Here is a 21,520-nt window from a genome sequence, read left to right on the forward strand (position 1 = left end):
GTTTCTCCCATGACCCGGTTCATTTTCATCACCGGCGGCGTGGTTTCGTCGCTCGGCAAGGGCCTCATGGCAGCGGCGCTCAGCGCACTGCTTCAGGCGCGCGGCTACTCGGTCCGCATCCGCAAGTTCGACCCCTATTTGAACGTCGATCCCGGCACGATGTCGCCTTACCAGCACGGCGAAGTCTACGTGACCGACGACGGCGCCGAAACCGACCTCGACCTCGGCCATTACGAGCGCTTCTCGGGCGTCGCGTCACGCCAGTCGGACAACGTCACGAGCGGCCGCGTCTATCAGGACATCATCGCGCAGGAACGCCGCGGCGATTTCCTCGGTGCGACGGTGCAGGTCATCCCGCACGTCACCGACGCGATAAAGGCGTTCGCGGTCGCCGACACCGACGACCTCGACTTCGTGCTGTGCGAGATCGGCGGCACCGTCGGCGACATCGAATCGCTGCCATTTCTCGAGGCGATCCGGCAGCTTTCGGCTGATGTCGGCCGCGCCAACGCCGTCTACATTCACTGCACGCTCGTGCCGTACCTGGCGGCCGCGGGCGAGCTCAAGACCAAGCCGACGCAGCATTCGGTGGCCGAACTGCGCGGCATCGGCATCCAGCCGCACGTGCTGGTCTGCCGCTCCGAACACCCGCTGCCGGCCAGCGACCGCGCCAAGATCGCGCTGTTCTGCAACGTCGCGCCCGAGGCGGTGATCTCCGCGCTCGACGCCGAGAGCATCTACGGGGTGCCGCTGCAATACCATGCGCAGGGCCTCGACGTTGAGGTGCTGAAGGCGTTCGGCCTGCCGCACGACGCGGAGCCCGACCTGTCGCGCTGGGACGACATCATGGAGCGGCTGACCCAGCCCGAGGGCGAGGTGACGATCGGCGTCGTCGGCAAGTATACCGGCATGAAGGACGCCTATAAGTCGCTGACCGAGGCGCTTGTCCACGGCGGCATCGCCAACCGCGTCAAGGTCCACATGAAGTGGATCGACGCCGAGACCTTCGAGCGCGACGATGTCGCGTCGATCCTCGAGCCGATGCACGGCATCCTCGTCCCCGGCGGCTTCGGCGAGCGCGGCAGCCCCGGCAAGATCGCGAGTGTCCGCTTTGCGCGCGAACGCCAGGTGCCGTTCTTCGGCATCTGCTTCGGCATGCAGATGGCGTGCATCGAGGCGGCGCGGAACCAGGCCGGGGTCGAGGCGGCGTCGTCGACCGAATTCGGCCCGACCGAGGAACCCGTCGTCGGCCTGATCACCGAATGGATGAGCGCCGCGGGTCGCCAGACGCGCGCCGCCGGCGGCGATCTGGGCGGCACGATGCGGCTGGGCGCCTACCCGGCGCAGCTGACCGGCAACAGCGTCGCGGCGTCGGTCTATGGCGGCACCACGATAAGCGAGCGCCACCGCCACCGCTACGAGGTCAACGTCAACTACCGCGAGCGGCTGGAGGCGAACGGCCTGATTTTCTCCGGCATGTCCCCCGACGGCCTGCTGCCCGAGATCGTCGAGCGCCCCGACCACCCCTGGTTCGTCGGCGTCCAGTTCCACCCGGAGCTCAAATCCAAACCCTTCGACCCCCACCCGCTGTTCGCCAGCTTCATCGCCGCGGCGGTCAAGCAAAGCCGCCTCGTGTGAGTGACGAGGCCCGCGACTGGCCGCTACGTGCGGCGTCGCTCGCCTTGGCGGGGGCGGGCGTCGGCCTCGCGGTGCATTTCCTGGTCACCGGCGACGGGCCTTCGCAGCCGGTCACTGAGGCATGGCGGCTGGCGCTCGCGGCGCTACTGACCACCGCCGGGCTCGCGGTCGCGTTTGTCCTTGAGCGCCAGGGTCACCGGCTGACCGCGAGTTTCGCAGGCGCCGCCGGGCTCATCGTCGGGTCGGTGGTGTACTGGAATGGCCCGTCTTCCGGCTGGGATGCCGGCGAAGGCTGGCGGCTGACCTGCGCGCTGCTGACGGTCGCGATCGCGGCGCCGCTGTTCCAGGCATGGCGCGATGCCGGTGCTGCACGCACCATTCCCTATGTCGCGGCGCACGACCGCGCGTGGACCAACGTCGTGCTGTGGTTCGCGGCGATGGTCTTCACCGGTATCACGTGGCTGCTCGCGATGCTGCTCGGCGAGCTGTTCGCGCTGATCGGCGTGCGCTTCATCGAGGAATTGCTGCGCAAGGACTGGTTCGCCGCAGTCCTGACCGGTGGAGCGTTCGGCGGCGCGATCGGGCTGCTGCGCGACCGCGAGCGCGTGCTGGGCACCCTGCAGCGCGTCGTCACGACGGTGCTGTCGGTGCTCGCGCCCGCGCTCGCGGTCGGACTGCTCGCGTTCCTGATCGCGCTGCCATTCACCGGCCTGTCGCCATTATGGGCGGCGACGCGGTCGACCACCCCGATCCTGATCGGCTGCGTCATCGGCGCGTTGATCCTGGCGAACGCCGTGCTCGGCGATCGGCCGGAGCACGAGGCGCGGCGCGGCGTCCTGCGCTGGAGCGCGATGGGGCTGGGGCTGGCTCTGCTGCCGCTGGGGGTCATCGCTGCGATATCAACGGGCCTGCGCATCGCCCAGTACGGTCTGACGCCCGAGCGTCTTTGGGCGGTCGTCTTCACCGGCATCGCGTGCGCCTACTGCCTCGCCTATCTCGTCGCGCTGGTCCGTGCGCGGGGCGGGTGGGGCGAGCCGGTGCGCGCGGCGAACCTCCGCCTCGGCCTCGCCTTGTGCGTGCTGGCCTTCATCCTCTCGACGCCACTGCTCAGCTTCAACCAGATCTCGACGCGTGATCAATTGGCGCGGCTGGCGGACGGGCGGACCCCGCCTGCCAAGTTTGACTGGGCGGCGCTCCGCTTCGATTTCGGTGAGGCCGGCAAGGCGGCCGTGGCGCGACTGGCACGCGAGGGCAGCACGTCGGCAATCCGCATCGCGGCGTCGGAGACCCTCAAGTCGGACAATCGCTACGCGGCGCGCGAAGACGCCGAAGCACGCGAGCGCGCCGATACGCTCGATGCGCGCATCCGTATTCTGCCGAAATCGGTGCCGCTGCCCGCTTGGCTGCGCACCAGCATCGCGCGCAAAAGCGGCTGCGAACTGAAACGGCCGTGCGGTGTGCTGTTCACCTCCGGCGCGACCGAGGCATTCATTGTCTCGTCAGACCAATGGGGCGAGGAGGTGCAGCGCGTCGACCCAAGTTCGAACGACAAGTCGACGCCGATCCCGAAAATAACTGAGGACACAATCAAAAAGCGGCGTGCCGACGAAGCCAGGCGGCAGGCCGTCTTGCGGGCCGCGATCGAACGCGGCGACGTCGAGGTCCGCACCGTTCAGCGGCGGCAGGTTTTCATCAACGGCGAACCGGTCGGCTCTACATTCGAGTAACTGCGCCGGGCCGAGGCCTGACCCGGCCTCAGGCGTAGCGCGCCGTCGCCCGCGCCTGCCAGTCCGCCAGCGCCGGCGTGTCGCCCGGCAGCGCGAGCCCGATCCAGTCCGCAAAGTCGAGCGTCGTCAGCAGCACAATGTCGGCGATCGTGTAGCGGTTGCCGGCCAGCCACGTGCGGCCGGTCAGCTGCGTGTCGAACCAGCGCATCGCGTCGAGTGCGCGGACACGGGCGGCGTCGGCGGTGGCGGGGATCTGGGTGAGCAGCTTTGCAGTCATCGGGTGGCCGTGCTGCCACACCGTCGCGACGGGGACGCCGAGCGTGGACTCGACGCGGCGGACCCACATGTCGGTTTCGGCGCGCTGCCACGCATCCTGCCCGAACAGCGGCGGTTCGGGGTGGAGCTCGTCGAGGTAGCGGCAGATCGCCACCGTCTCGGCCAGCACTCGCCCGTCGTCCAGTTCGAGGAAGGGCACTTGGCCGCGCGGGTTGCGCGCTAGCGCCTCGACCGCCTTGTGCTCGCCGGCGAACAGCGACAGCTCGATCGCGGGCAGGTCGAGGCCCTTCTCCTGCAGGAACAGCCGGATGCGGCGCGGATTGGGGGCGGGGTCGGCGGCGGTATAGAGGTGCATCCGCAGATGCTAGCGCGCTTCCCGCACAAACGAAAACGCCCGGGGTAAACCCGGGCGTTAACGGTGACGAGACCGAACTTCGAAGTCCAGCGTCGGGAGCCCCCTCCGGGCTGCTGGACCAGCGACTTGCGGCCTTGTGGCCGTCTTCCCTGAACCCTGGCCGTTGGGCCGCGAATTCGATGTTGCGAGTATTTGACCCGGGGCCCGCTGTCATCGGCGAACGACTCGCAATAACGCGACAACTGATCTGTGTTGTCCGGCGGCAACACCCCCATTCGATGGGGTGATTGCCCGTACCCCTCCGCGTGCTACACGTCCGCGCCTTTCCACGGAGACCCCATGCGCCTGTCGCGATACTTCCTGCCCGTCCTCAAGGAGACGCCGGGCGATGCGGTGGTGGTCAGCCACCAGCTGATGCTGCGCGCCGGGATGATCCGCCAGACTGCGGCGGGCATCTATGCTTGGCTGCCGCTCGGCCTGCGCGTGCTCAAGAAGATCGAGGCGATTGTCCGCGAGGAGCAGGACCGCGCCGGCGCGATCGAGGTGCTGATGCCGACGATCCAGTCGGCCGAGCTGTGGAAGAACAGCGGACGCTACGACGCCTACGGCCCCGAGATGCTGCGCATCAAGGATCGTCACGACCGCGAGATGCTGTTCTCGCCGACCGCCGAGGAGCTGTTCACGACGATCTTCGCCAATGGTGCGCGCTCGTATCGCGATCTGCCCAAGAACATCTACCAGATCCAGTGGAAGTTCCGCGACGAGGTCCGCCCGCGCTTCGGCGTGCTGCGCGGTCGCGAGTTCCTGATGAAGGACGCGTACAGCTTCGACCTCGACTTCGACGCGGCGCGGCACAGCTACAACCGCATGTTCGTCGCCTATCTGCGTACCTTCCAGCGCATGGGGCTGCACGCGATTCCGATGCGCGCCGATACCGGCCCGATCGGCGGCGACCTGAGCCACGAGTTCATCGTCCTCGCCCCGACCGGCGAGAGCGACGTCTTCTACCACCGCAACTGGGAGAGTGCACGCGACCTGACGGTCGACGCCGACGACGCGCACGCCCTGGCGGGCTTCGTCGACGGGCTCAACGCCGATTATGCCGCGACCGACGAGAAGCGCGACGAGGCTGCCGAGGCCGCCGCAGGCGACGCCATCCTGCAGTCGAAGGGCATCGAGGTCGGCCAGGTCTTCTACTTCGGCGACAAGTACACCAAGGCGATGGGCGTCACGGTCCAGGGCGCCGACGGCCAGGCGGTGACGCCGCTGATGGGCAGCTACGGCATCGGCGTCTCGCGGCTCATCGGGGCGATCATCGAGGCGAGCCACGACAAGGACGGTATCGTCTGGCCCGAAGCGGTGGCGCCTTACAAGGTCGCGCTGATCAACCTGCGCGCCGATGACACCGCTTGCCGCGAGGCGGCGGACGCATTGTACGGACAACTCGAGGCGGCCGGCGTCGAGGTGCTGTACGATGACCGCGACGAGCGCGGCGGCACCAAGTTCGCCACCGCCGACCTGATCGGCGTGCCGTGGCAGCTGATCGTCGGGCCCAAGGGCGTCGCGGCGGGCACGGTCGAGCTCAAGCGTCGTGGGGGCGACCGCGAGGATGTGAGCGTCGACGCGGCGATGGCCCGCTTGACCGGATGATCACCTCCTACGAACGCATGATCGCGCGGCGCTACCTGCTGCCCGGGCGCGGCGAGGGGTTCATATTCCTCGTCGCGACGATCGCGACGGGGGCGGTGGCGCTCGGCGTCGCGGCGCTGGTCATCGTCATGTCGGTGATGAACGGATTCCGCGCCGAGCTGTTCGACCGCATCCTCGGCCTCAACGGCCACGCGGTGATCCAGGGTTATGGCGGCAAGCTGGAGGCGTGGGAGCCGATCTCGGCGCGGGTCCGCCAGCTGCCGGGCGTCACCAAGGCGACGCCGCTGATCGAGCAGCCGCTGATGGCGAGCTTCAACAACCGCGTCGAGGGCGTGCTGGTGCGCGGCATGACGATGGACGACATCCTCGGCACCAAGGTGATGACCGAGAACGTCAAGGCGGGCAGTCTGCGCGACCTGAAGCCCGGCGGTAACACCGTGGCGATCGGCGCGCGGCTTGCGGAGGCGCTCGGCGCGCGGGTCGGCGACACGATGAGCCTGATCAGCCCCCAGGGCGAGGTGACGCCGTTCGGCAGCGTGCCGCGCATCATCAGCTACCGCATCGTGTCGATCTTCGAGGTCGGCATCTACGATTACGACAAGGCCTTCGTCGTCATGCCGATGGCCGACGCGCAGACCCTCCTGTCGCTGGGCAACGCGGTCGGGATGGTCGAGGTGGTGACGACCGACCCCGACAAGGTCGGCGAGATCCTGGGGCCGTTCGCCGATACGGTGCGGCCGGTGGCGGTGATCAACGACTGGCGTAGCACCAACTCGTCGCTGTTCGAGGCGCTGGTCGTCGAGCGCACGGTGATGTTCTGGCTGCTCGCGATCGTCATCCTGGTCGCGGCATTCAACATCCTGTCGTCGCTGGTCATGCTGGTGCGCGCCAAGACGCGCGACATCGCGATCCTGCGTACGATGGGGGCGACGCGGGGTGCGACGATGCGTATCTTCATCTTCGTCGGCACGGTGATCGGCGCCGCCGGTATCGGCGCGGGCGTCATCGTCGGCTTCGTCGTGCTCAACTTCCGCGAGGCGATCACCGGCGGCATCGCGCGGCTGACCGGCGCGCAGCTGTGGGACCCCTCGGTGCGCTATTTGACCGAGCTGCCGTCGAAGACCGACCCGGTCGAGGTCGTCGGCATCATCCTGCTGGCGCTGCTGCTGTCGTTCCTCGCGACGCTCTACCCGGCATGGAAGGCGTCGAGCACCGATCCGGTCGAGGTGCTGCGCTATGAGTGATGTCCTGCACGTCGCCGGGCTGACGCGCAGCTTCCGGCAGGGCGAGACGGTCATCGAGGTGCTGCGCGGCGTCGACCTGTCGGTCGCGGCCGGCGAAATCGTCGCGCTGCTGGGGCCTTCGGGGTCGGGCAAGTCGACGATGCTGCAGGCGGTCGGGCTGCTGGAGGGCGGCTTCGGCGGTGCGATCAGCATCGCGGGCGAGCGCGTCGAGGCGCTCGACGCTGCGGGCCGGACGCGCGTGCGCCGCGACCGCCTGGGGTTCGTCTACCAGTTCCATCATCTGCTACCCGACTTCACCGCGGCCGAGAATGTCGTGCTGCCGCAACTGATCGCTGGCAAGGCGCACGCCGAGGCCGGCAGCCGCGCCGCGCAGCTGCTCGGCGACCTGGGGCTGGGGGCACGCCTCGATCATCGCCCGGCGCAGCTTTCGGGCGGCGAGCAGCAGCGCGTCGCCGTCGCACGCGCATTGGCGAACCGGCCCGTGCTGGTGCTGGCCGACGAACCGACGGGCAATTTGGATGAAGCAACCGCTGCCAAGGTGCTCGACGAACTGCTGAGCCTCGTACGCGGGCAGGGCAGTGCGGCGCTGATCGCGACGCACAATCTCGCGCTTGCGCAGCGCATGGACCGGGTCGTCACCCTGCATGAAGGCCGCCTCGCCTGACCGCCTGATACGGTAAATTCCGCACCTCGGCGCAAATTTGTCCGTACAACGCCCGCGTTAACCATATCCAAGTCAAGCTGTGTGATGACTTGCGTGTCGGCGCGGGGCCGACATGTATTCGTTGCGTATCGGGTGGGGAAATCATGACAGTCAAGACGATGGTGGTCGGCACCGAAGCCGCCCTGCTGGCCGCTTTGCGCGCTGCAAGTGGCGAGACCGAGATCCAGTTGCGGCCGGGTCTTTACGACAGCTTCATAATTGCCAATATCAATCCGACGGCCAAGGTAACCATTACCTCGTTCGATCCGTCGAACCGGGCGGTTATTGACACTTTATTTGTAAACGACTCGTCGAATTTGACCTTTGAGGACCTGTATTTTCACGATGTGACGCCGGCGGGGCCGCAACTTCGGATCATGCGGTCACATGACATCACCGTCGTAGACAGCGAGTTCGCCGGAAACATCGATGCGTCGAACCTGAACGACGCGAGCGGTCTGCAGATGACCGACAGCAACCGGATCAGCATCCTGAACAACGACTTCCACGACCTGACCTTCACGACCCTTGCGCTGCGCAGCAATAATCTGGTGTTCGCGGGCAACGTGGTGACGAAGGTCCGCGAAGGCATGGACTTCAGCGACGTCGATCACGTCATCATCGACCGCAACAGCTTCAGCGCCTTCCAGCCGATGCTGACCGGACCGGCGCCTGATCATCCCGACGCGATCCAGTTCTGGACGTCGGCGTCGCGCGGCTCGACCGACGTCGAGATCACCAACAACAGCTTCATGTTCGGCAACCACGTGCCGATCCAGGGGATCTTCATCCGCTCCGAACTCGGCGACGCCGCGCGGCACAGCGACTTCCTGATCGCCAACAACGTCTATCAGGGCCAGTCGCGTCACGGCATCACCCTGTGGGACACCGACGGCGGGCAGATCACCGGCAACACCGTGGTCAGCGCACCCAAGGGCGGCACCGGCTATTATCTCGACCCGGCGATCAACACGCAGAACACCAGGGGCGTCGAGGTCGACCACAACGTCTCGGCGATGATGTTCAGCGTTCGCGACACCGGCCGCATGGCTCATGACAATGTCGACGCGTGGGACAACCAGACCGGGGTCGGGGTGAAATATGCCGATCTGTTCGGCAAGACGCCGACAAGCACCGCGGTAGCCAGCGACTTCCTGGTCAAGGCGGGGTCGGTGGCCGACCTGCTGGATGCGGGCTTTGCCCCCCTGACCCGGCCCGGCGACCGCGGCGGCTTCTCCGAACTCCCGTACGAACGCTATCAGGACATGCTCGATTTCGCGCCTGCGACCTATCACATCCCGTGATTCATGGTCAGCGGGCGCTGCGGCGCTCGGGGCCGATGCCGTGGACGAGCGAGACCAGCACGAAGGAGATGATCATCAGCAGCAGCCACGCGCCGAGCTTGTCGATCGGCACGAGGGTCCAGCCGCCGGCCTGCATCGGGTACAGCCACGCGCGGCTGTAGGTCGCCAGATTCTCGGCGATCCAGATGAAGCCGGCGACGAGGACGAACCCGAGCAGGATCGGCATCCGCCGCTCGGCGCGCAGTGGGGTGAACACGAACCACGTCCGGCGGAAGATCCACGCGGTGGCTGCGAACAACAGCCACCGCGCGTCGGGCAGGAAGTGGTGCGTGAAGAAGTTGACGTAGATGGCGGCCGCCAGCACCGGCGGCTGCCATCGCGGCGGATAATCGACCGGCTCGATCCGGAAGATGCGCCAGATGCGCGCGATGTAGCTGCCGACGGCGGCGTACATGAACCCTGAGAACAGGGGTACGCCGCCGATCCGCAGCAGGCTGGGCTCGGGATAGACCCACGACCCCATGTATGTCTTGAAGACCTCCATCACCGTGCCGACGATATGGAACGCCAGGATGACCTTGGCCTCGGCCAGCGTCTCCAGCCGGAAGGCGAGCATGCCGAGCTGGATCGCTACCGCGACGACGACCAGCACGTCGTAGCGCGCGATGACCGCGTCCGCGGGATACCAGCGGTGCGTTGCAAGCAGGGCCACGAGCATCAGCGCGCCGAACAGGCAGGCCCAGCCCTGCTTGAACCCGAACAGCAGGAATTCGAACAGATACGCCTGCCAGGCACGCTCGAAGCGCAGCCCCTCCAGGTGGGCGCGGATGGCGGCGAAACGCGTGTGCTGTTCGGTGTCGCGCGGCGAGGAAGTCATTGCGCGACCATGACGCGCAATGGCAGCATCCGCCAGCGGCGGTTGACCGGCAAGCACCGCGACCGTATTGTCCGGATATAACAGTTGGGCGGCAGCAATGATCGACGAACGCGACCTCGACGCGGCGGTGACTTCGGGTGTCCTCGATCCCGCGCAGCGCGAGCGGCTGGTGCAGTTCGCCAGCGACCACAGGCGTGGCGAGGCGGGCCCCGACGAGGAGCAGTTCCGCCTGCTGACCGGCTTCAACGACATCTTCGTGACGATCGCCGTCGGCCTCGTGTTATTCGCGGTCGGCGCGCTGGGTGGGCTCGTCTCGCCGGTTCTCGGCGCGGCACTTGTCGCGGGCGCGAGTTGGGGGCTGGCCGAATATTTCACGCGTCAGCGGCGCATGGCGCTGCCGTCGATCGTCCTGCTGTTGTCGTTCGTCGCCTCGGTGATGACGGTGCTCGGGCTGCTCCTCGGCGGCGAGAGCTGGCGTGAGCGGATCGACGCCGCGCCGCTGGCCTTCATCTGGTCGCTGATCGCGATCGGCGGCGGTGGTGCCGCGGCGGCATGGCTGCACTGGCGGCGCTTCATGGTTCCGATCACTGTCGCCGCCGGTGCCGCCTCGCTGGTCCTGCTTGTGATCGGGGGCGGCGCGCTCGTGCTCGAAGCCAGCGGCTTCAAGGCGATGTCGCCTTTGCCATGGCTGATCCTCGTTTGCGGCCTGGCCGTCTTCGCGCTCGCGATGTGGGCCGACGCACGCGACAGGGCGCGGGTGACGCGCTGGTCCGACGTGGCGTTCTGGCTGCACCTGCTCGCGGCACCGCTGATCGTCCACCCGGTGTTCTCGCTCGCGGGCCTGATGGACGCGTCCCCCGCGCCCAGCGCCGCGGTCGCAGTAATCGCGGTTTATGCCCTGCTGACCATCGTCGCACTGGCGATCGACCGGCGCGCGCTGCTCGTCTCGGCGCTCGGCTATGTCATTTATGCGATCCAGGCGCTGATCGGGCGCGGCGGCGAGTTTTCGGCCAGCTTCGGGGTCACCGCGCTGCTGATCGGCGCGTTCCTGGTAATGCTGTCGGCGGGGTGGCGGCCGATCCGCAGCCGGGTCATCGCGCTGCTGCCGGCCGGCGTCGCGGGACGCCTGCCCGCCGCCGCCTAGTCGACCAGCCGCAGCAGCTTGCGCTCGAGTGGCGCGAGCACGGCGCGCAGGTCGTGGCCGCGCTTGAGGACTGCGCCGGCCTCACCGAGCAATGCGTACTGACCCTGCTTCAGGCGCAGCGCGGGCACCTTCAACACCTGCGTCTCGGGCCGTTCGCTCGCGCGGCGGAAGCCGGAAAACACCGCGGTGTCGCGCCCGAACTCGATCGCATAGTCGCGCCAGCGCCCGGCGGCGACCATGCGCCCGTAGAGGTCGAGGATCAGGTTGAGTTCGAGCCGGTCGAACACCGTCTGCGGCGGTGCCGCGACCGGCAAAGGCAGGACGTTCGACAGCGTCAGCCGACCATCTTGGCCGCGTCGCCGCTCAACGCGTCGAGGCGGGCGCGCAAGGTCTCGACCTCGCAGCGCAGGATTTCGAGCTTCTGCGTCTCGGGGTCGAAGCGCTGGCTGCACGGCGTGCCGTACGGCATGAACGGCTTGGCATAGGCCTCGGCATCGACGACGACCGCGCGCGCCGGAATGCCGACCATCGTCGCGCCGGCGGGCACGTCGCGCGTCACCACCGCATTGGCTCCGACGCGGGCGCGGTCGCCGACCATGATCGGCCCCAGCACCTGCGCGCCCGACCCGACGATCACGCCGTTACCCAGCGTCGGGTGGCGCTTGCCCGCGACCCCGCCCGAAGGGTCTGTGCCGCCCAGCGTCACGCACTGGTAGATCGTCACGTCGTCGCCGATCACCGCGGTCTCGCCGATCACCACGAAGCCATGGTCGATGAAGAAATTGCGCCCGATCGTGGCGCCGGGGTGGATGTCGATCGCCGTCAGGAAGCGGCCCAGATGGTTGACGATGCGCGCTGCCAGGAACAGGTCGGCGCGGTACAGGGCATTGGCGATGCGGTGGAAACCCAGTGCCCACACGCCCGGATAGGTCAGGATTTCCCAGCGCGAGCGCGGTGCCGGATCGCGGGCCTTCACCGAGGCCAGATAGTTTGCGAGCGCCATCGTCCGTCTCCGCCTGTTGGGCCCGATATAAGTCGCGACGTGCCGACACGCCAGAGCGCCGAACGCCCGGAACCCCACCGCCGCTCCACCGGTTTCATTGTCAGGCCGAACAAGGGCCATGAACTTGGAGGAGGCAGTCATGAACGATCAACGCTTCGGGCAATCGCAGGGCAGCCAGACCGGCACCGACACCAACGGCCGCAGCCCCGAATATGGCGATGTCGACAGCGGCCGTCAGGGCTCGACCAACGGCGACCTGTCGGGCGACACGAGCCCCGGCGCTGCGATGAGCGGCGCCAACCTGCCGACCGGCGGGATCGGTAGCGGTACCAGCTATGAGGCCGAGAGCGACCGTGCCGCCGGCATCGGTGGCGGCACCGGCGTCGGTGGCGGTACCGATTGGGACGGCGGCAGCGCCGCGACGACGACCGGTGGCGTCAGCAACGAACCCGTCGCGGGCGGTGCCTGGCAGGGCACTCAGGCGCGCGGCGAGACGCACGATCTCGGCGACAACACCGACGGGTTGGGCCGCGACCAGACCGAGCGCGTGACCGCCGACGAGACCAACACGCTGATCGCTGCCGACAAGGTGCAGGGCACGGCCGTGTACGATGCCAGCGGCGAGCGTCTCGGCACGATCGACTCGCTGATGCTCAACAAGCGCTCGGGCAAGGTCGCCTATGCCGTGATGTCGTTCGGCGGCTTTCTCGGCATCGGCGAGCGCTATCACCCGTTGCCGTGGGACAAGTTGACCTACGACACCGACAAGGGCGGTTACAACATCGGCTATACGCAGGACGAGCTGCGCGCCGGGCCGACTTACTCGCGTGACGAGATCGACGAGTTCGATGGCGACCGCAGCCGCGGCGTCGACGACTATTATGGTCGCAATTCGGCACTCGGCGGCGGCATCACCGGCGCAACGGGTGTGCCGATCGTCTGAGCCTCCGCGCTCAGGACGAGATCGGAGGGCCGCCCGGCAACGGGTGGCCCTTTCTCGTTTCTGCACGGGCGGCTAACGTGCGGTGAATTCCTTGGGAGCGTTTGCATGAAAGCCGTCCTCTGCGTCGAACACGGTCCGCCCGAGGCGCTTGTCGTGCGTGACATCCCGACGCCCGAGCCCGGCCGCGGCCAGGTCCGCGTCAAGGTGCACGCGGCGGGCGTCAACTTCCCCGACACGCTGATCATCCAGAACCTCTACCAGTTCAAACCCGCATTGCCGTTCTCGCCGGGCGGCGAGGCGGCGGGCGTCGTCGATGCGGTGGGGGAGGGGGTCGACGACCTGGCCATCGGCGACCGCGTCGTCGCGATGACCGGCAACGGCTGCTATGCCGAAGCCGTGGTCGCCAACCGCGCGCAGATCGTGCCGATCCCCGGGGAGATGCCGTTCGACGTCGCGAGCGGCTTCACCATGACCTACGGCACGTCGCACCACGCGCTGAAGCAGCGGGCGCGGCTGCAGCCCGGCGAGACGCTGCTGGTGCTGGGCGCAGCGGGCGGCGTCGGGCTCGCGGCGGTTGAGCTCGGCAAGCTGATGGGCGCGCGCGTCATCGCTGCCGCCTCGAGCGAGGAGAAGCTGGAGGTCTGCCGCGATTACGGCGCCGACGAGACGATCAACTATGCCACCGCGAACCTGAAGGACGAGGTCAAGCGCCTGACCGGCGGCAAGGGCGTCGACGTGATCTACGATCCGGTCGGCGACCGCTTCGCCGAGCCCGCGTTCCGCAGCATGGCATGGAACGGCCGCTACCTGGTGGTCGGCTTCGCGGGCGGGAACATCCCGACGCTGCCGCTCAACCTGCCGCTGATCAAGGGCGCCTCTATCGTCGGCGTCTTCTGGGGCGCCTTCACCCAGGCCGAGCCCGAACTGCACCGCGCCAACATGAACGAGCTGATCGCCTGGTACGCACAGGGCCAGCTGCGGCCGCACATCTCCAAGCACTTCACTCTCGACGAGGGACCCGCGGCGATCCGCTGGATGATGGACCGCAAGGCGACGGGAAAGGTCGTGCTCGACGTGGCGTAAAGGGGTGCGATGGTCGAACGGATCGCCTGGGGGCTGCTCGCCGCGCTGCATCTGATGCCGGCGCTCGCCTTCTTCAGTCCTGCCTTGATCGCGCGGCTGTACGGCGTCGAGGCGGGTGGGACCGCGTTCGCGTTGCTGCAGCATCGCGCCGCGCTGTTCGCCCTCGTGGTCGTGATCTGCATCGCCGCGATCTTCGACCCGGCGGTCCGGCGGCTTGCCGTCGTCGCGGTCGCGATCAGCATGATCTCGTTTCTGCTCGTCTATGCGACGAGCGGGCAGCCGCCGGCGCTGCGCGGCATTGCGATTGCCGACCTGATCGGGCTCGTGCCGCTTGCCTATGTCGCGTGGCGCGCGTTCGTGGCCTAGACGGCGGGCAGCAGCGTAAAGCGGTATTCGCTGATCTTGCCCGGTGCGACGTCGCTCGACCGCGCGCCCGACAGGATGAAGGATTTGCCCGCGCCGACTGTCGGCGTGACGCGGGCCCCGCTTGCATCGACGATGTCAAGGACCGCGGTCGGCTTCGTGTCGTCGCGGATGATGACCTCGAGGAAGGTCGGCTCGGACTCGTTGCCGGCATCGTCGACGACGACGAGGCGGAAGCGGTTGCGCCCGACCGGCAGCGGCTTCAACGGATCGGCGTCGACGGCGACCACCGGATCACGCTGGACCACCGGCACATTGGGTACGAACCGCGCCATAAGCTGCTCCCTCTGAGCGGCAGCCTAGCCCGGCTCGCGATCCCCCGGCAAGCCGCCCCAGCGCGCCGCCGCCTCGTCATCGCTCGCGTTCGCCGCGACCCACTCGTCCCCGGCGCGCTTCCAGAACGGCGCGCGGGTCTTGAGCCAGTCCATCAGGAAGCTCGCGGCCTCGAATGCGGCGGCACGGTGCGCGGCGGCGACCGCGACGAAGACGATCGGGTCGCCGGGGCCGAGGTCGCCGTAGCGGTGCACCACGGTGCCGGCGAGGACCGGCCAGCGGGCGCAGGCCTCGTCGGCGACGGCGCACAGCTGGCGCTCGGTCATGCCGGGATAATGTTCGAGGCTTAAACCATGATCGCGGACGAGGCCGGTGAAGGTCACGAGCGCGCCGATGTCGGTGCGTCCGGCGGTCAGCGCGGTGGCCTCCGCCGCGAGGTCGAAGGGCTCGGCCTGGACGCGAACCGCGATCATCCGCCGGTGACGGGCGGGAAGATCGCGATCTCGCGGGCGCCCGCTATCGGAGCGTCGAAGCCGGCGAAGTCCTGATCGACCCCGACCCGGACGGCGCTGCGGTCACTCAGCGCGGCGGCGTGGCCGGGCGAGCGCGTCGCCAGCCAGTCGAGCAGGTCGGCGACGGTGACCAGCGCAGGCGGCAAGTCGATCGTCTCCTCCGCCACGCCGACCCGCTCGCGCACCCAGGCGAAGTAAAGCAGCCGCGTCACGACATGTGCTTCAGGCCGACCCGCAGATAATCATAGCCGGTAATCAACGTCAGCAGCGCGGCGAGCCACAGCGCACCGATGCCGACCTCGTACGCCGGCAGCCACGCCAGCCACGCAGCGCCCGTGGTACCCGCCAGGATCAGCGCGCCGAGCGCGATCATCTGCGCCGCGGTCTTCCACTTCGCCAGCCGGCTGACGGGCAGAGAGACCTGCAGGCCCGCGAGATATTCGCGCAGGCCCGATACGGTGATCTCGCGCAGCAGGATGATCAGCGCGGCGATCACCGCCCAGCCGTGGACGATGCCGCTGTGCACCAGCATGACGATCGCCGCCGCGACCATGATCTTGTCGGCGACGGGATCGAGAAACACGCCGAGCTTCGACACCGTGCCGCGGGCGCGCGCCAGATAACCGTCGAGATAGTCGGTCGCGCCCGCGACGCTGAACACCACGAACGCCGCCAGCCACGCGCCCCAGCCCGGCGACCACATCAGGATCACGAGCAGCGGCACCGCCAGAATGCGGCTCAGGGTCAGCAGGTTGGGCAGGCTGGACAACACGGGCCGGGTCTAGGCTATGCTGGCACGCGGCTCAACGCCTGACGGGGAGAGATGCAGTGACTTATGTGGACGGCTTCGTAATTGCGGTGCCGGGCGACAAGCGCGCCGACTTCATCGCGCATGCCGAGTTCGTCGACGCGATCTTCATCGAGCGCGGCGCGCTGCGCGTCGTCGAGTGTTGGGAGGACGACGTCCCCGACGGCAAGCAGACCGATTTCCGCCGCGCCGTCGCTGCGACCGATGGCGAGAAGATCGCCTTCGCCTGGATCGAATGGCCATCGAAGGCGGTGCGCGACGAGGCCATGGCCGGCATCATGGACGACCCGCGCATGACCGGCGCACCGTCGGCGCCGTTCGACGGTAAGCGCATGATCTTCGGCGGTTTCACGCCCGTCGTGGACCTGCGCGCGTGATCGTCAGCGAAGCCGTCGCGTCGCGGCGTTCGGTGCGCGGGTTCCTGCCCGATCCGGTCGATGGCGCGGTCATCCGCCGCGTGCTCGAGCGCGCCGCCCGGGCGCCGTCGGGGGGCAATCTTCAGCCGTGGCACATCGACGTCGTCGGCGGTGCCGATCTCGATGCGCTGAAGGCGATCATGGCTAAGCGCGTGCCCGAGGCGCCGAAGGGCGAGCCGACCGAGTACGATATCTACCCGAAGGAACTGCCCGAGCCCTACAGCCGCTACCGCTTCGAAGTCGGCGAGGACCTGTACGGCGCGCTCGGCATCCCGCGCGAGAACAAGCTGGCGCGGATGATGTGGTTCGCGCGCAATTTCCAGTTCTTCGGCGCGCCGGTGGCGCTGTTCTGCTCGGTAGCGCGTACGATGGGGCCGCCGCAGTGGAGCGACCTCGGCATGTACCTGCAGACGGTCATGCTGCTGCTGCGCGAGGAAGGGCTCGATTCGTGCCCGCAGGAATGCTGGGCGATCTATCCGAAGACGATCGGCGAGTTCATCGGCATCCCGCCCGAGCGCATGCTGTTCACCGGCATGGCGATCGGCTTCAAGGACTCGGCCGACCCCGCCAACGCGATGCAGGCGCGCCGCGCGCCGCTCGGCGATTTCGCGAGTTTTCGGGGGATTTAGTCGCCCTCGAACTCAGCCAGTTGCCACCGGATACGCAATGGCTCGGCGGTGCACGCAAACGGCCGCCCGGCCAGCAGTGGAGGGGCGGCACGGGCCTTGGCGAACGCTGCGATGCTGGCCTGTCCGAACAGTCCTGCCGGCTGCTCGTAGACGACCCTTGCCTGGGTGGCGTCGCCATTCGCGAGGATGCGGGTTTCGACCGTCACCATCCCCTCGATTGTCCTGGCCCGTGCGTCCGGCGGAAAGCTGCTTTCACTGATATTGACCTCAGCGACCATCGGCTTGGACGAAGCGCGCACGCACAGATCCGCGGGCAAGCCTGCTGCCCGCAAAATGGACGTCGCCTCGGCAGTGCGACCGTCAGCGTCGGTAAGTTTCGCCAGTCTCGCCGCCGCATGCCGCCGCCCCTCGTCGTTGCTCGCAAGCAAGCCCGTGGGTCGTGCCAGGACCGACCGCAGACGTTCCTTGCCCGCCTGAATGTTCCCACGTTCGATATCGATTTGGGCAATCAGGATCGCTGACTCGATCGCGATAGGCCCGTGAGGATCGGCATCGCGCAGCAGCGTCAGATAGGACTCGCTCCGTCGACGCACTTCGTCTCGATCGGCAGCTGTACCACGACGATAAACGTCCGCCTGATAGGACGCGACAACCTTCGGCGGCGCTCCCGCCGCAATCGCGATTGCGAGCGAGCGTTCCGCATGAGCAAGCTTGGCAGCATCACTGACCCCATCTTTCGCTTGTAGCTCTAGCAGCACCGGCAGCAATTCCGGCGATTGCGGACCGGAGGTGAGTTCGCGCGCCGCGAGTTCCTCGGTGAGGCGCCGAACGGTGGCGATGGTGCCGTTTCCGCCAGCCGGAGTCGGCTCAAGTCTGCGAGTGACCATCCAGTCAAGCAGCGGGACGTCACGCCAGTCAGTCCACAGTCTCCTGCCGTTCCACGCGCACGCCACCGCAATGCGCACGCCCTGTTCCCAGACCGCTGCTCGATCGCCAGCGGGCCAGCGCCACATTTCGGGCAGATAGAGTCCGAAAAGTTCGACGGGTGCGCCGGGTCGACTGGCCCACATGGGCGATAGGCGGTTGATCACCCCTGCCGGGTTGACGATGACCTCGAAGATTACCCGGTCTTCAGCAAGAATACCGGCTTTCGGATCGCAGCGCGGCGAACTGCCGTCTTCCGGCATTTCGAGCGTCGGAGTCTGCATGCCATTTCCCGCGAGCGCGTAGTACGTCGCTGCACGCGCGGGGTCGCCGGACAGTGCCGCCGCCACGGCGAGATCCGCCTGTGCCGACTGGATCGTCGCCTTGGCTTCGGCATCGCCGATCTCGAGCGCCAGAGTCACCGCGGTGCGTAGCGCGGCCATCGCGCCCGCATAGTCGCCAGCGTTGAGCCGCAGACGTCCGCGAAGCTGCGCAACTGCAGGAGCGACTTCTGGCTCGCCATCAAGCGCGGTCAAGAGTGCCTGCGTGTTCTTCGGCGCGGAGAACAGCGACAGCCGGGCTAGACCCAGGCGCGCAGCAAGCGCATCGGTGCGCCCGGGCGTTTTGGTCAGGGCAACCTTATACCAGCGCTCGGCCTCTGCCGTCTCGAATATGGCCTCGTACAGTTCGCCAAAACCACGCGCACTCGCGGCCGATAGCGGACCGCGCGCCGCCGCGAGCCGTAGGCGCGTATGCAGGATATAGTCCCCCGCGGGTGGGAACGCGGTCAACTGACCTCCCGGCACTCCCACGCCGGGTGCTGCCTGCGCCATGATACCGAACGATGCGACCAGCGTCCCGAGCAATGCCCGGCGGATCAATGGCCTCACGGCTTCCCCGTCTCGACGATCGACCGCGCGTTCTCGGCGAACTTCTTGGCGGCGTCGCCTTCCTTCATCTTGGCGCTGGCGTCCTCGGGGACGACGATGCCGCGCTGGGCGCCGGGCCGGGCGGCGATGGCGGCGTGCCAGCGCGACAGGTTGGGCAGGCCTTCGGTGTCGATGCCGCTCCAGCTCGCGGTGCGGGTCCAGCACCAGTTGGCGATGTCGGCGATGCTGTAGTCGTCGCCCGCCAGATATTCGGTCTTGCCGAGCTGCGTGTCGAGAACGGTAAACAGCCGCCGCCCTTCGCCCTGATAGCGCGCGATCGCCGCCGGGATCTTCTCGGGGAAATAGCGGAAGAAGACGTTGGCCTGGCCCATCATCGGGCCGACGCCCCCCATCTGGAACATGAGCCACTGCATGACGCGGCTGCGGCCCTGCACGTCGGCTGGCATGAACTGCCCGGTCTTCTCGGCAAGATAGACGAGGATCGCGCCGCTTTCGAAGATCGCGAAGCCGTCGTCGGTCAGCGCCGGGATGCGCCCGTTGGGGCAGATGTCGAGAAACCACTGCTGCTTCTGCTCGCCCTTCATCAGGTCGACGCGGTGGACGTCGTACGCCAGCCCCATCTCCTCGAGGGCGACCGACACCTTGTATCCGTTGGGCGTCGCGGCGGTGTAGAGAGTGAGAGTCACGGCTGCTCCTCGGGCCAGTCGAACGGGGCGAGCCTCCTCGCCGTCGGGCAAGACTACCGTTTCACCCACGCGGGTGGAAGTGGCCGTGGATGCTCGCCGCCATGCCCTTCGAGATGCCGGGCGCGCGCTCCAGATCCTCCAGCGTCGCGCCCCGCACGGCGCGCGAGGTGCCGAAGTGCATCAGCAGCGCGCGCTTGCGGGCCGGGCCGATGCCGGGGACGTCGTCGAGCGGGTTGGCGACGATCGCCTTCGACCGCTTGGCGCGGTGGGCGCCGATCGCGAAGCGGTGCGCCTCGTCGCGCAGGCGCTGCAGGAAGAACAAGACCGGCGCGTTCACCGGCAGCGTCAGCTCGCGGCCTGAGGGCAGATGGAAGGTCTCGCGGCCCGCATTGCGGTCGGGCCCCTTCGACACACCGACGACGCAGATGCCGTGCGCGCCGAGCTCGCCCATCACCTCCATCACCGCCGACAACTGCCCCTTGCCGCCGTCGATGAGCAGCAGGTCGGGCCATTCGCCGCTGGTCTTGTCGGGGTCCTCGCGCTCCAGCCGCGCGAAGCGGCGTGCCAGCATCGCCTTCATCATCGCGAAATCGTCGCCAGGCGTGATGCTCGCGTCGTTCATGTTGAACTTGCGGTACTGGTTCTTGCGGAAGCCCTCGGGCCCCGCGACGATCATCGCGCCGAGGGCGTTGGTGCCCATGATGTGGCTGTTGTCGTAGACTTCGATGCGTTGCGGGGTTTCGCTGAGGTCGAACAGCTCGGCGAGCTCACGCATCAGCTGCCCTTGCGTGGTCGACTCCGCCAGCCGCCGTTCGAGCGCCTCCTCGGCATTGCGCTTGGCCTGCGCGACGAGCTGCTTCGCCGGCCCGCGCTGGGCATGGCGCAGCGCGACGCGCTTGCCGGCGCGCTCCGACAGCGCGTCGGCGACGAGTGCCATCTCGTCGAGGGTGCGGTCGATCAGGATCTCGCGCGGCGCCGGCACGTCCTCGTAAAACTGCGCGAGGAAGCTGGTCAGCACCTCGTCCTCGGGCACGTCGGCGGTGTGCGCGGGGAAGAAGCTGCGGTGTCCCCAGTTCTGGCCGCCGCGGATGAAGAACATCTGGATGCACATCGTGCCGGCATGGCAGGCGAGCGCGACGATGTCGGCGTCCTTGGCATCATCGCCCGCGTTGATCGCCTGGCTGCCCTGGATATAGGTCAGCGCGCGCAGCCGGTCGCGGAAGACTGCCGCGAGCTCGAAATCCATCGCCTCGGCCGCGGCCTGCATCGCCGCACCCAGCTTCTTCTGCGTGTCCTGGCTCTTGCCCGACAGGAACGCCTTGGCGTCGCCGACCAGCTCGGCATAGCCCGCCTCGTCGATGCGCCCGACGCACGGGGCCGAGCAGCGGCGGATCTGGTGCAGCAGGCACGGCCGCGAGCGGTTGGCGAAGAACGAATCCGAGCACGACCGCAGCAAGAACACCTTCTGCAGCGCATTCAGCGTCGTGTTGACCGCGCCGGCGCTGGCGAACGGCCCGTAGAACACGCCCTTGCCGACGCGCGCGCCGCGATGCTTGGCGATGCGCGGGAAGCCGTGATCCTCGCGCAGGAAGATGAAGGGGAAGGACTTATCGTCGCGGAGCAGCACGTTGTAGGCGGGGCGGAAGCGCTTGATCAGCTGCGCCTCGAGCAGCAGCGCCTCGCTCTCGCTGTTGGTCGTGACGATCGTCATGTCGCGCGTCTGGGCGACCATGCGCTGCAGGCGGCGGGGCAGGCGGGTGACCTGGGTGTAGTTGGTCACGCGTGCCTTCAGGTGCCGCGCCTTGCCGACGTACAGCACCCCGCCGTCGGCATCGGTCATGCGGTACACGCCCGGACGCTGGGGCAATGTTCTCAGCACGTTGCGGATCGCGGCTACGCCCGTTTCGAGGTCGGGCTTTTCGTTGCCGCGGACCGTGAAGGTCGCGGTTTCTTCGGAAAATCGGTCAATGATCGGGGGTTGCGCCATTGCCTTCGTCAGATAGGCGCGCGTG

At 67.9% G+C, this 21,520-nt stretch carries 23 protein-coding genes; 12 read left to right on the forward strand and 11 right to left on the reverse strand.

Annotated features, from left to right (window positions below; translation table 11 throughout):
• Positions 1 to 9 precede the first annotated feature (9 nt).
• Positions 10 to 1,638, forward strand: a complete 1,629-nt coding sequence (locus FMM06_RS04665; RefSeq protein ID WP_143555006.1) for a CTP synthase — start codon at positions 10 to 12, stop codon at positions 1,636 to 1,638.
• Complete coding sequence (locus FMM06_RS04670; protein ID WP_143555007.1) at positions 1,635 to 3,365, forward strand: DUF4153 domain-containing protein; 1,731 nt, start codon at positions 1,635 to 1,637, stop codon at positions 3,363 to 3,365. Before FMM06_RS04665 ends, FMM06_RS04670 begins: the two co-directional genes overlap by 4 nt.
• Positions 3,366 to 3,393: 28 nt before the next feature.
• Here the strand turns inward: FMM06_RS04670 and FMM06_RS04675 are convergent, their stop codons facing one another.
• Positions 3,394 to 3,996, reverse strand: a complete 603-nt coding sequence (locus tag FMM06_RS04675) for a glutathione S-transferase family protein (protein WP_143555008.1) — start codon at positions 3,994 to 3,996, stop codon at positions 3,394 to 3,396.
• A gap of 339 nt (positions 3,997 to 4,335) precedes the next feature.
• Here FMM06_RS04675 and proS point away from each other — a divergent pair, with 339 nt between their 5' ends.
• The 4 genes from proS to FMM06_RS04695 all read left to right on the forward strand — a co-directional run bounded on the left by proS (position 4,336) and on the right by FMM06_RS04695 (position 8,897).
• Positions 4,336 to 5,646 carry a proline--tRNA ligase gene (proS, locus tag FMM06_RS04680; protein ID WP_143555009.1) on the forward strand — a complete coding sequence of 437 codons (1,311 nt, stop codon included), beginning with the start codon at positions 4,336 to 4,338 and terminating at the stop codon, positions 5,644 to 5,646.
• On the forward strand, positions 5,643 to 6,890 hold the full coding sequence (locus FMM06_RS04685) for a lipoprotein-releasing ABC transporter permease subunit (RefSeq protein ID WP_235889069.1): 1,248 nt from the start codon (positions 5,643 to 5,645) through the stop codon (positions 6,888 to 6,890). The genes proS and FMM06_RS04685 overlap by 4 nt, the downstream gene beginning before the upstream one ends.
• Entirely contained in the window at positions 6,883 to 7,554 is a 672-nt protein-coding gene (locus tag FMM06_RS04690) for an ABC transporter ATP-binding protein (RefSeq protein ID WP_143555010.1), read from the forward strand. Before FMM06_RS04685 ends, FMM06_RS04690 begins: the two co-directional genes overlap by 8 nt.
• Positions 7,555 to 7,697: 143 nt before the next feature.
• Positions 7,698 to 8,897, forward strand: coding sequence for a right-handed parallel beta-helix repeat-containing protein (locus FMM06_RS04695; protein ID WP_143555011.1), 1,200 nt, complete (start codon positions 7,698 to 7,700; stop codon positions 8,895 to 8,897).
• Positions 8,898 to 8,904: 7 nt separating this feature from the next.
• On the opposite strand, the gene FMM06_RS04700 is transcribed toward FMM06_RS04695, so the two are convergent.
• Positions 8,905 to 9,774: a DUF817 domain-containing protein gene (locus tag FMM06_RS04700; RefSeq protein ID WP_143555012.1), complete on the reverse strand. Its 870-nt coding sequence runs from the start codon at positions 9,772 to 9,774 to the stop codon at positions 8,905 to 8,907.
• A 97-nt stretch (positions 9,775 to 9,871) separates the two neighbouring features.
• Here FMM06_RS04700 and FMM06_RS04705 point away from each other — a divergent pair, with 97 nt between their 5' ends.
• Positions 9,872 to 10,918: a hypothetical protein gene (locus FMM06_RS04705; RefSeq protein ID WP_143555013.1), complete on the forward strand. Its 1,047-nt coding sequence runs from the start codon at positions 9,872 to 9,874 to the stop codon at positions 10,916 to 10,918.
• On the opposite strand, the gene FMM06_RS04710 is transcribed toward FMM06_RS04705, so the two are convergent.
• Both FMM06_RS04710 and epsC read right to left on the reverse strand, forming a co-directional pair.
• On the reverse strand, positions 10,915 to 11,250 hold the full coding sequence (locus tag FMM06_RS04710; RefSeq protein ID WP_144237087.1) for a DUF2794 domain-containing protein: 336 nt from the start codon (positions 11,248 to 11,250) through the stop codon (positions 10,915 to 10,917). The two genes, FMM06_RS04705 and FMM06_RS04710, sit on opposite strands and share 4 nt — an antisense overlap.
• Before the next feature lie 2 nt (positions 11,251 to 11,252).
• A complete protein-coding gene (gene epsC / locus FMM06_RS04715; protein WP_143555014.1) occupies positions 11,253 to 11,921 on the reverse strand; it encodes a serine O-acetyltransferase EpsC in 669 nt (222 codons plus the stop codon).
• A 139-nt stretch (positions 11,922 to 12,060) separates the two neighbouring features.
• Between epsC and FMM06_RS17365 the strand changes: the two genes are divergently transcribed.
• From FMM06_RS17365 to FMM06_RS04730, 3 genes are all read left to right on the forward strand, one after another.
• Positions 12,061 to 12,864 carry a PRC-barrel domain-containing protein gene (locus FMM06_RS17365; protein ID WP_328591547.1) on the forward strand — a complete coding sequence of 268 codons (804 nt, stop codon included), beginning with the start codon at positions 12,061 to 12,063 and terminating at the stop codon, positions 12,862 to 12,864.
• A 105-nt stretch (positions 12,865 to 12,969) separates the two neighbouring features.
• Positions 12,970 to 13,947, forward strand: coding sequence for an NADPH:quinone oxidoreductase family protein (locus FMM06_RS04725; protein ID WP_143555015.1), 978 nt, complete (start codon positions 12,970 to 12,972; stop codon positions 13,945 to 13,947).
• A 9-nt stretch (positions 13,948 to 13,956) separates the two neighbouring features.
• Positions 13,957 to 14,313, forward strand: coding sequence for a hypothetical protein (locus tag FMM06_RS04730; protein WP_143555016.1), 357 nt, complete (start codon positions 13,957 to 13,959; stop codon positions 14,311 to 14,313).
• Here the strand turns inward: FMM06_RS04730 and FMM06_RS04735 are convergent.
• From FMM06_RS04735 to pgsA, 4 genes are read right to left on the reverse strand one after another with little or no spacing between them, the layout of a single operon-like run.
• On the reverse strand, positions 14,310 to 14,645 hold the full coding sequence (locus FMM06_RS04735; protein WP_143555017.1) for a hypothetical protein: 336 nt from the start codon (positions 14,643 to 14,645) through the stop codon (positions 14,310 to 14,312). The genes FMM06_RS04730 and FMM06_RS04735 overlap by 4 nt on opposite strands.
• 24 nt (positions 14,646 to 14,669) lie before the next feature.
• Entirely contained in the window at positions 14,670 to 15,116 is a 447-nt protein-coding gene (locus tag FMM06_RS04740) for a molybdenum cofactor biosynthesis protein MoaE (RefSeq protein WP_143555018.1), read from the reverse strand.
• Entirely contained in the window at positions 15,113 to 15,358 is a 246-nt protein-coding gene (moaD, locus tag FMM06_RS04745; protein WP_144237089.1) for a molybdopterin converting factor subunit 1, read from the reverse strand. The genes FMM06_RS04740 and moaD overlap by 4 nt, the downstream gene beginning before the upstream one ends.
• A gap of 5 nt (positions 15,359 to 15,363) precedes the next feature.
• Complete coding sequence (pgsA, locus tag FMM06_RS04750) at positions 15,364 to 15,924, reverse strand: CDP-diacylglycerol--glycerol-3-phosphate 3-phosphatidyltransferase (protein ID WP_144237090.1); 561 nt, start codon at positions 15,922 to 15,924, stop codon at positions 15,364 to 15,366.
• Positions 15,925 to 15,983: 59 nt separating this feature from the next.
• Between pgsA and FMM06_RS04755 the strand changes: the two genes are divergently transcribed.
• Both FMM06_RS04755 and FMM06_RS04760 read left to right on the forward strand, forming a co-directional pair.
• Complete coding sequence (locus FMM06_RS04755; protein WP_143555019.1) at positions 15,984 to 16,340, forward strand: DUF1428 domain-containing protein; 357 nt, start codon at positions 15,984 to 15,986, stop codon at positions 16,338 to 16,340.
• Positions 16,337 to 17,008 carry a nitroreductase gene (locus tag FMM06_RS04760; RefSeq protein ID WP_143555020.1) on the forward strand — a complete coding sequence of 224 codons (672 nt, stop codon included), beginning with the start codon at positions 16,337 to 16,339 and terminating at the stop codon, positions 17,006 to 17,008. Before FMM06_RS04755 ends, FMM06_RS04760 begins: the two co-directional genes overlap by 4 nt.
• Here the strand turns inward: FMM06_RS04760 and FMM06_RS04765 are convergent.
• The 3 genes from FMM06_RS04765 to uvrC form a co-directional block, all read right to left on the reverse strand.
• Positions 17,005 to 18,822, reverse strand: coding sequence for an energy transducer TonB (locus FMM06_RS04765; RefSeq protein WP_143555021.1), 1,818 nt, complete (start codon positions 18,820 to 18,822; stop codon positions 17,005 to 17,007). The two genes, FMM06_RS04760 and FMM06_RS04765, sit on opposite strands and share 4 nt — an antisense overlap.
• Positions 18,819 to 19,508: a glutathione S-transferase family protein gene (locus FMM06_RS04770; RefSeq protein ID WP_207790239.1), complete on the reverse strand. Its 690-nt coding sequence runs from the start codon at positions 19,506 to 19,508 to the stop codon at positions 18,819 to 18,821. Before FMM06_RS04770 ends, FMM06_RS04765 begins: the two co-directional genes overlap by 4 nt.
• 61 nt (positions 19,509 to 19,569) lie before the next feature.
• Complete coding sequence (uvrC, locus tag FMM06_RS04775) at positions 19,570 to 21,495, reverse strand: excinuclease ABC subunit UvrC (protein WP_144237091.1); 1,926 nt, start codon at positions 21,493 to 21,495, stop codon at positions 19,570 to 19,572.
• Positions 21,496 to 21,520: the final 25 nt, after the last annotated feature.

This window comes from Glacieibacterium frigidum (assembly GCF_007097155.1).
Taxonomy (GTDB): domain Bacteria; phylum Pseudomonadota; class Alphaproteobacteria; order Sphingomonadales; family Sphingomonadaceae; genus Glacieibacterium; species Glacieibacterium frigidum.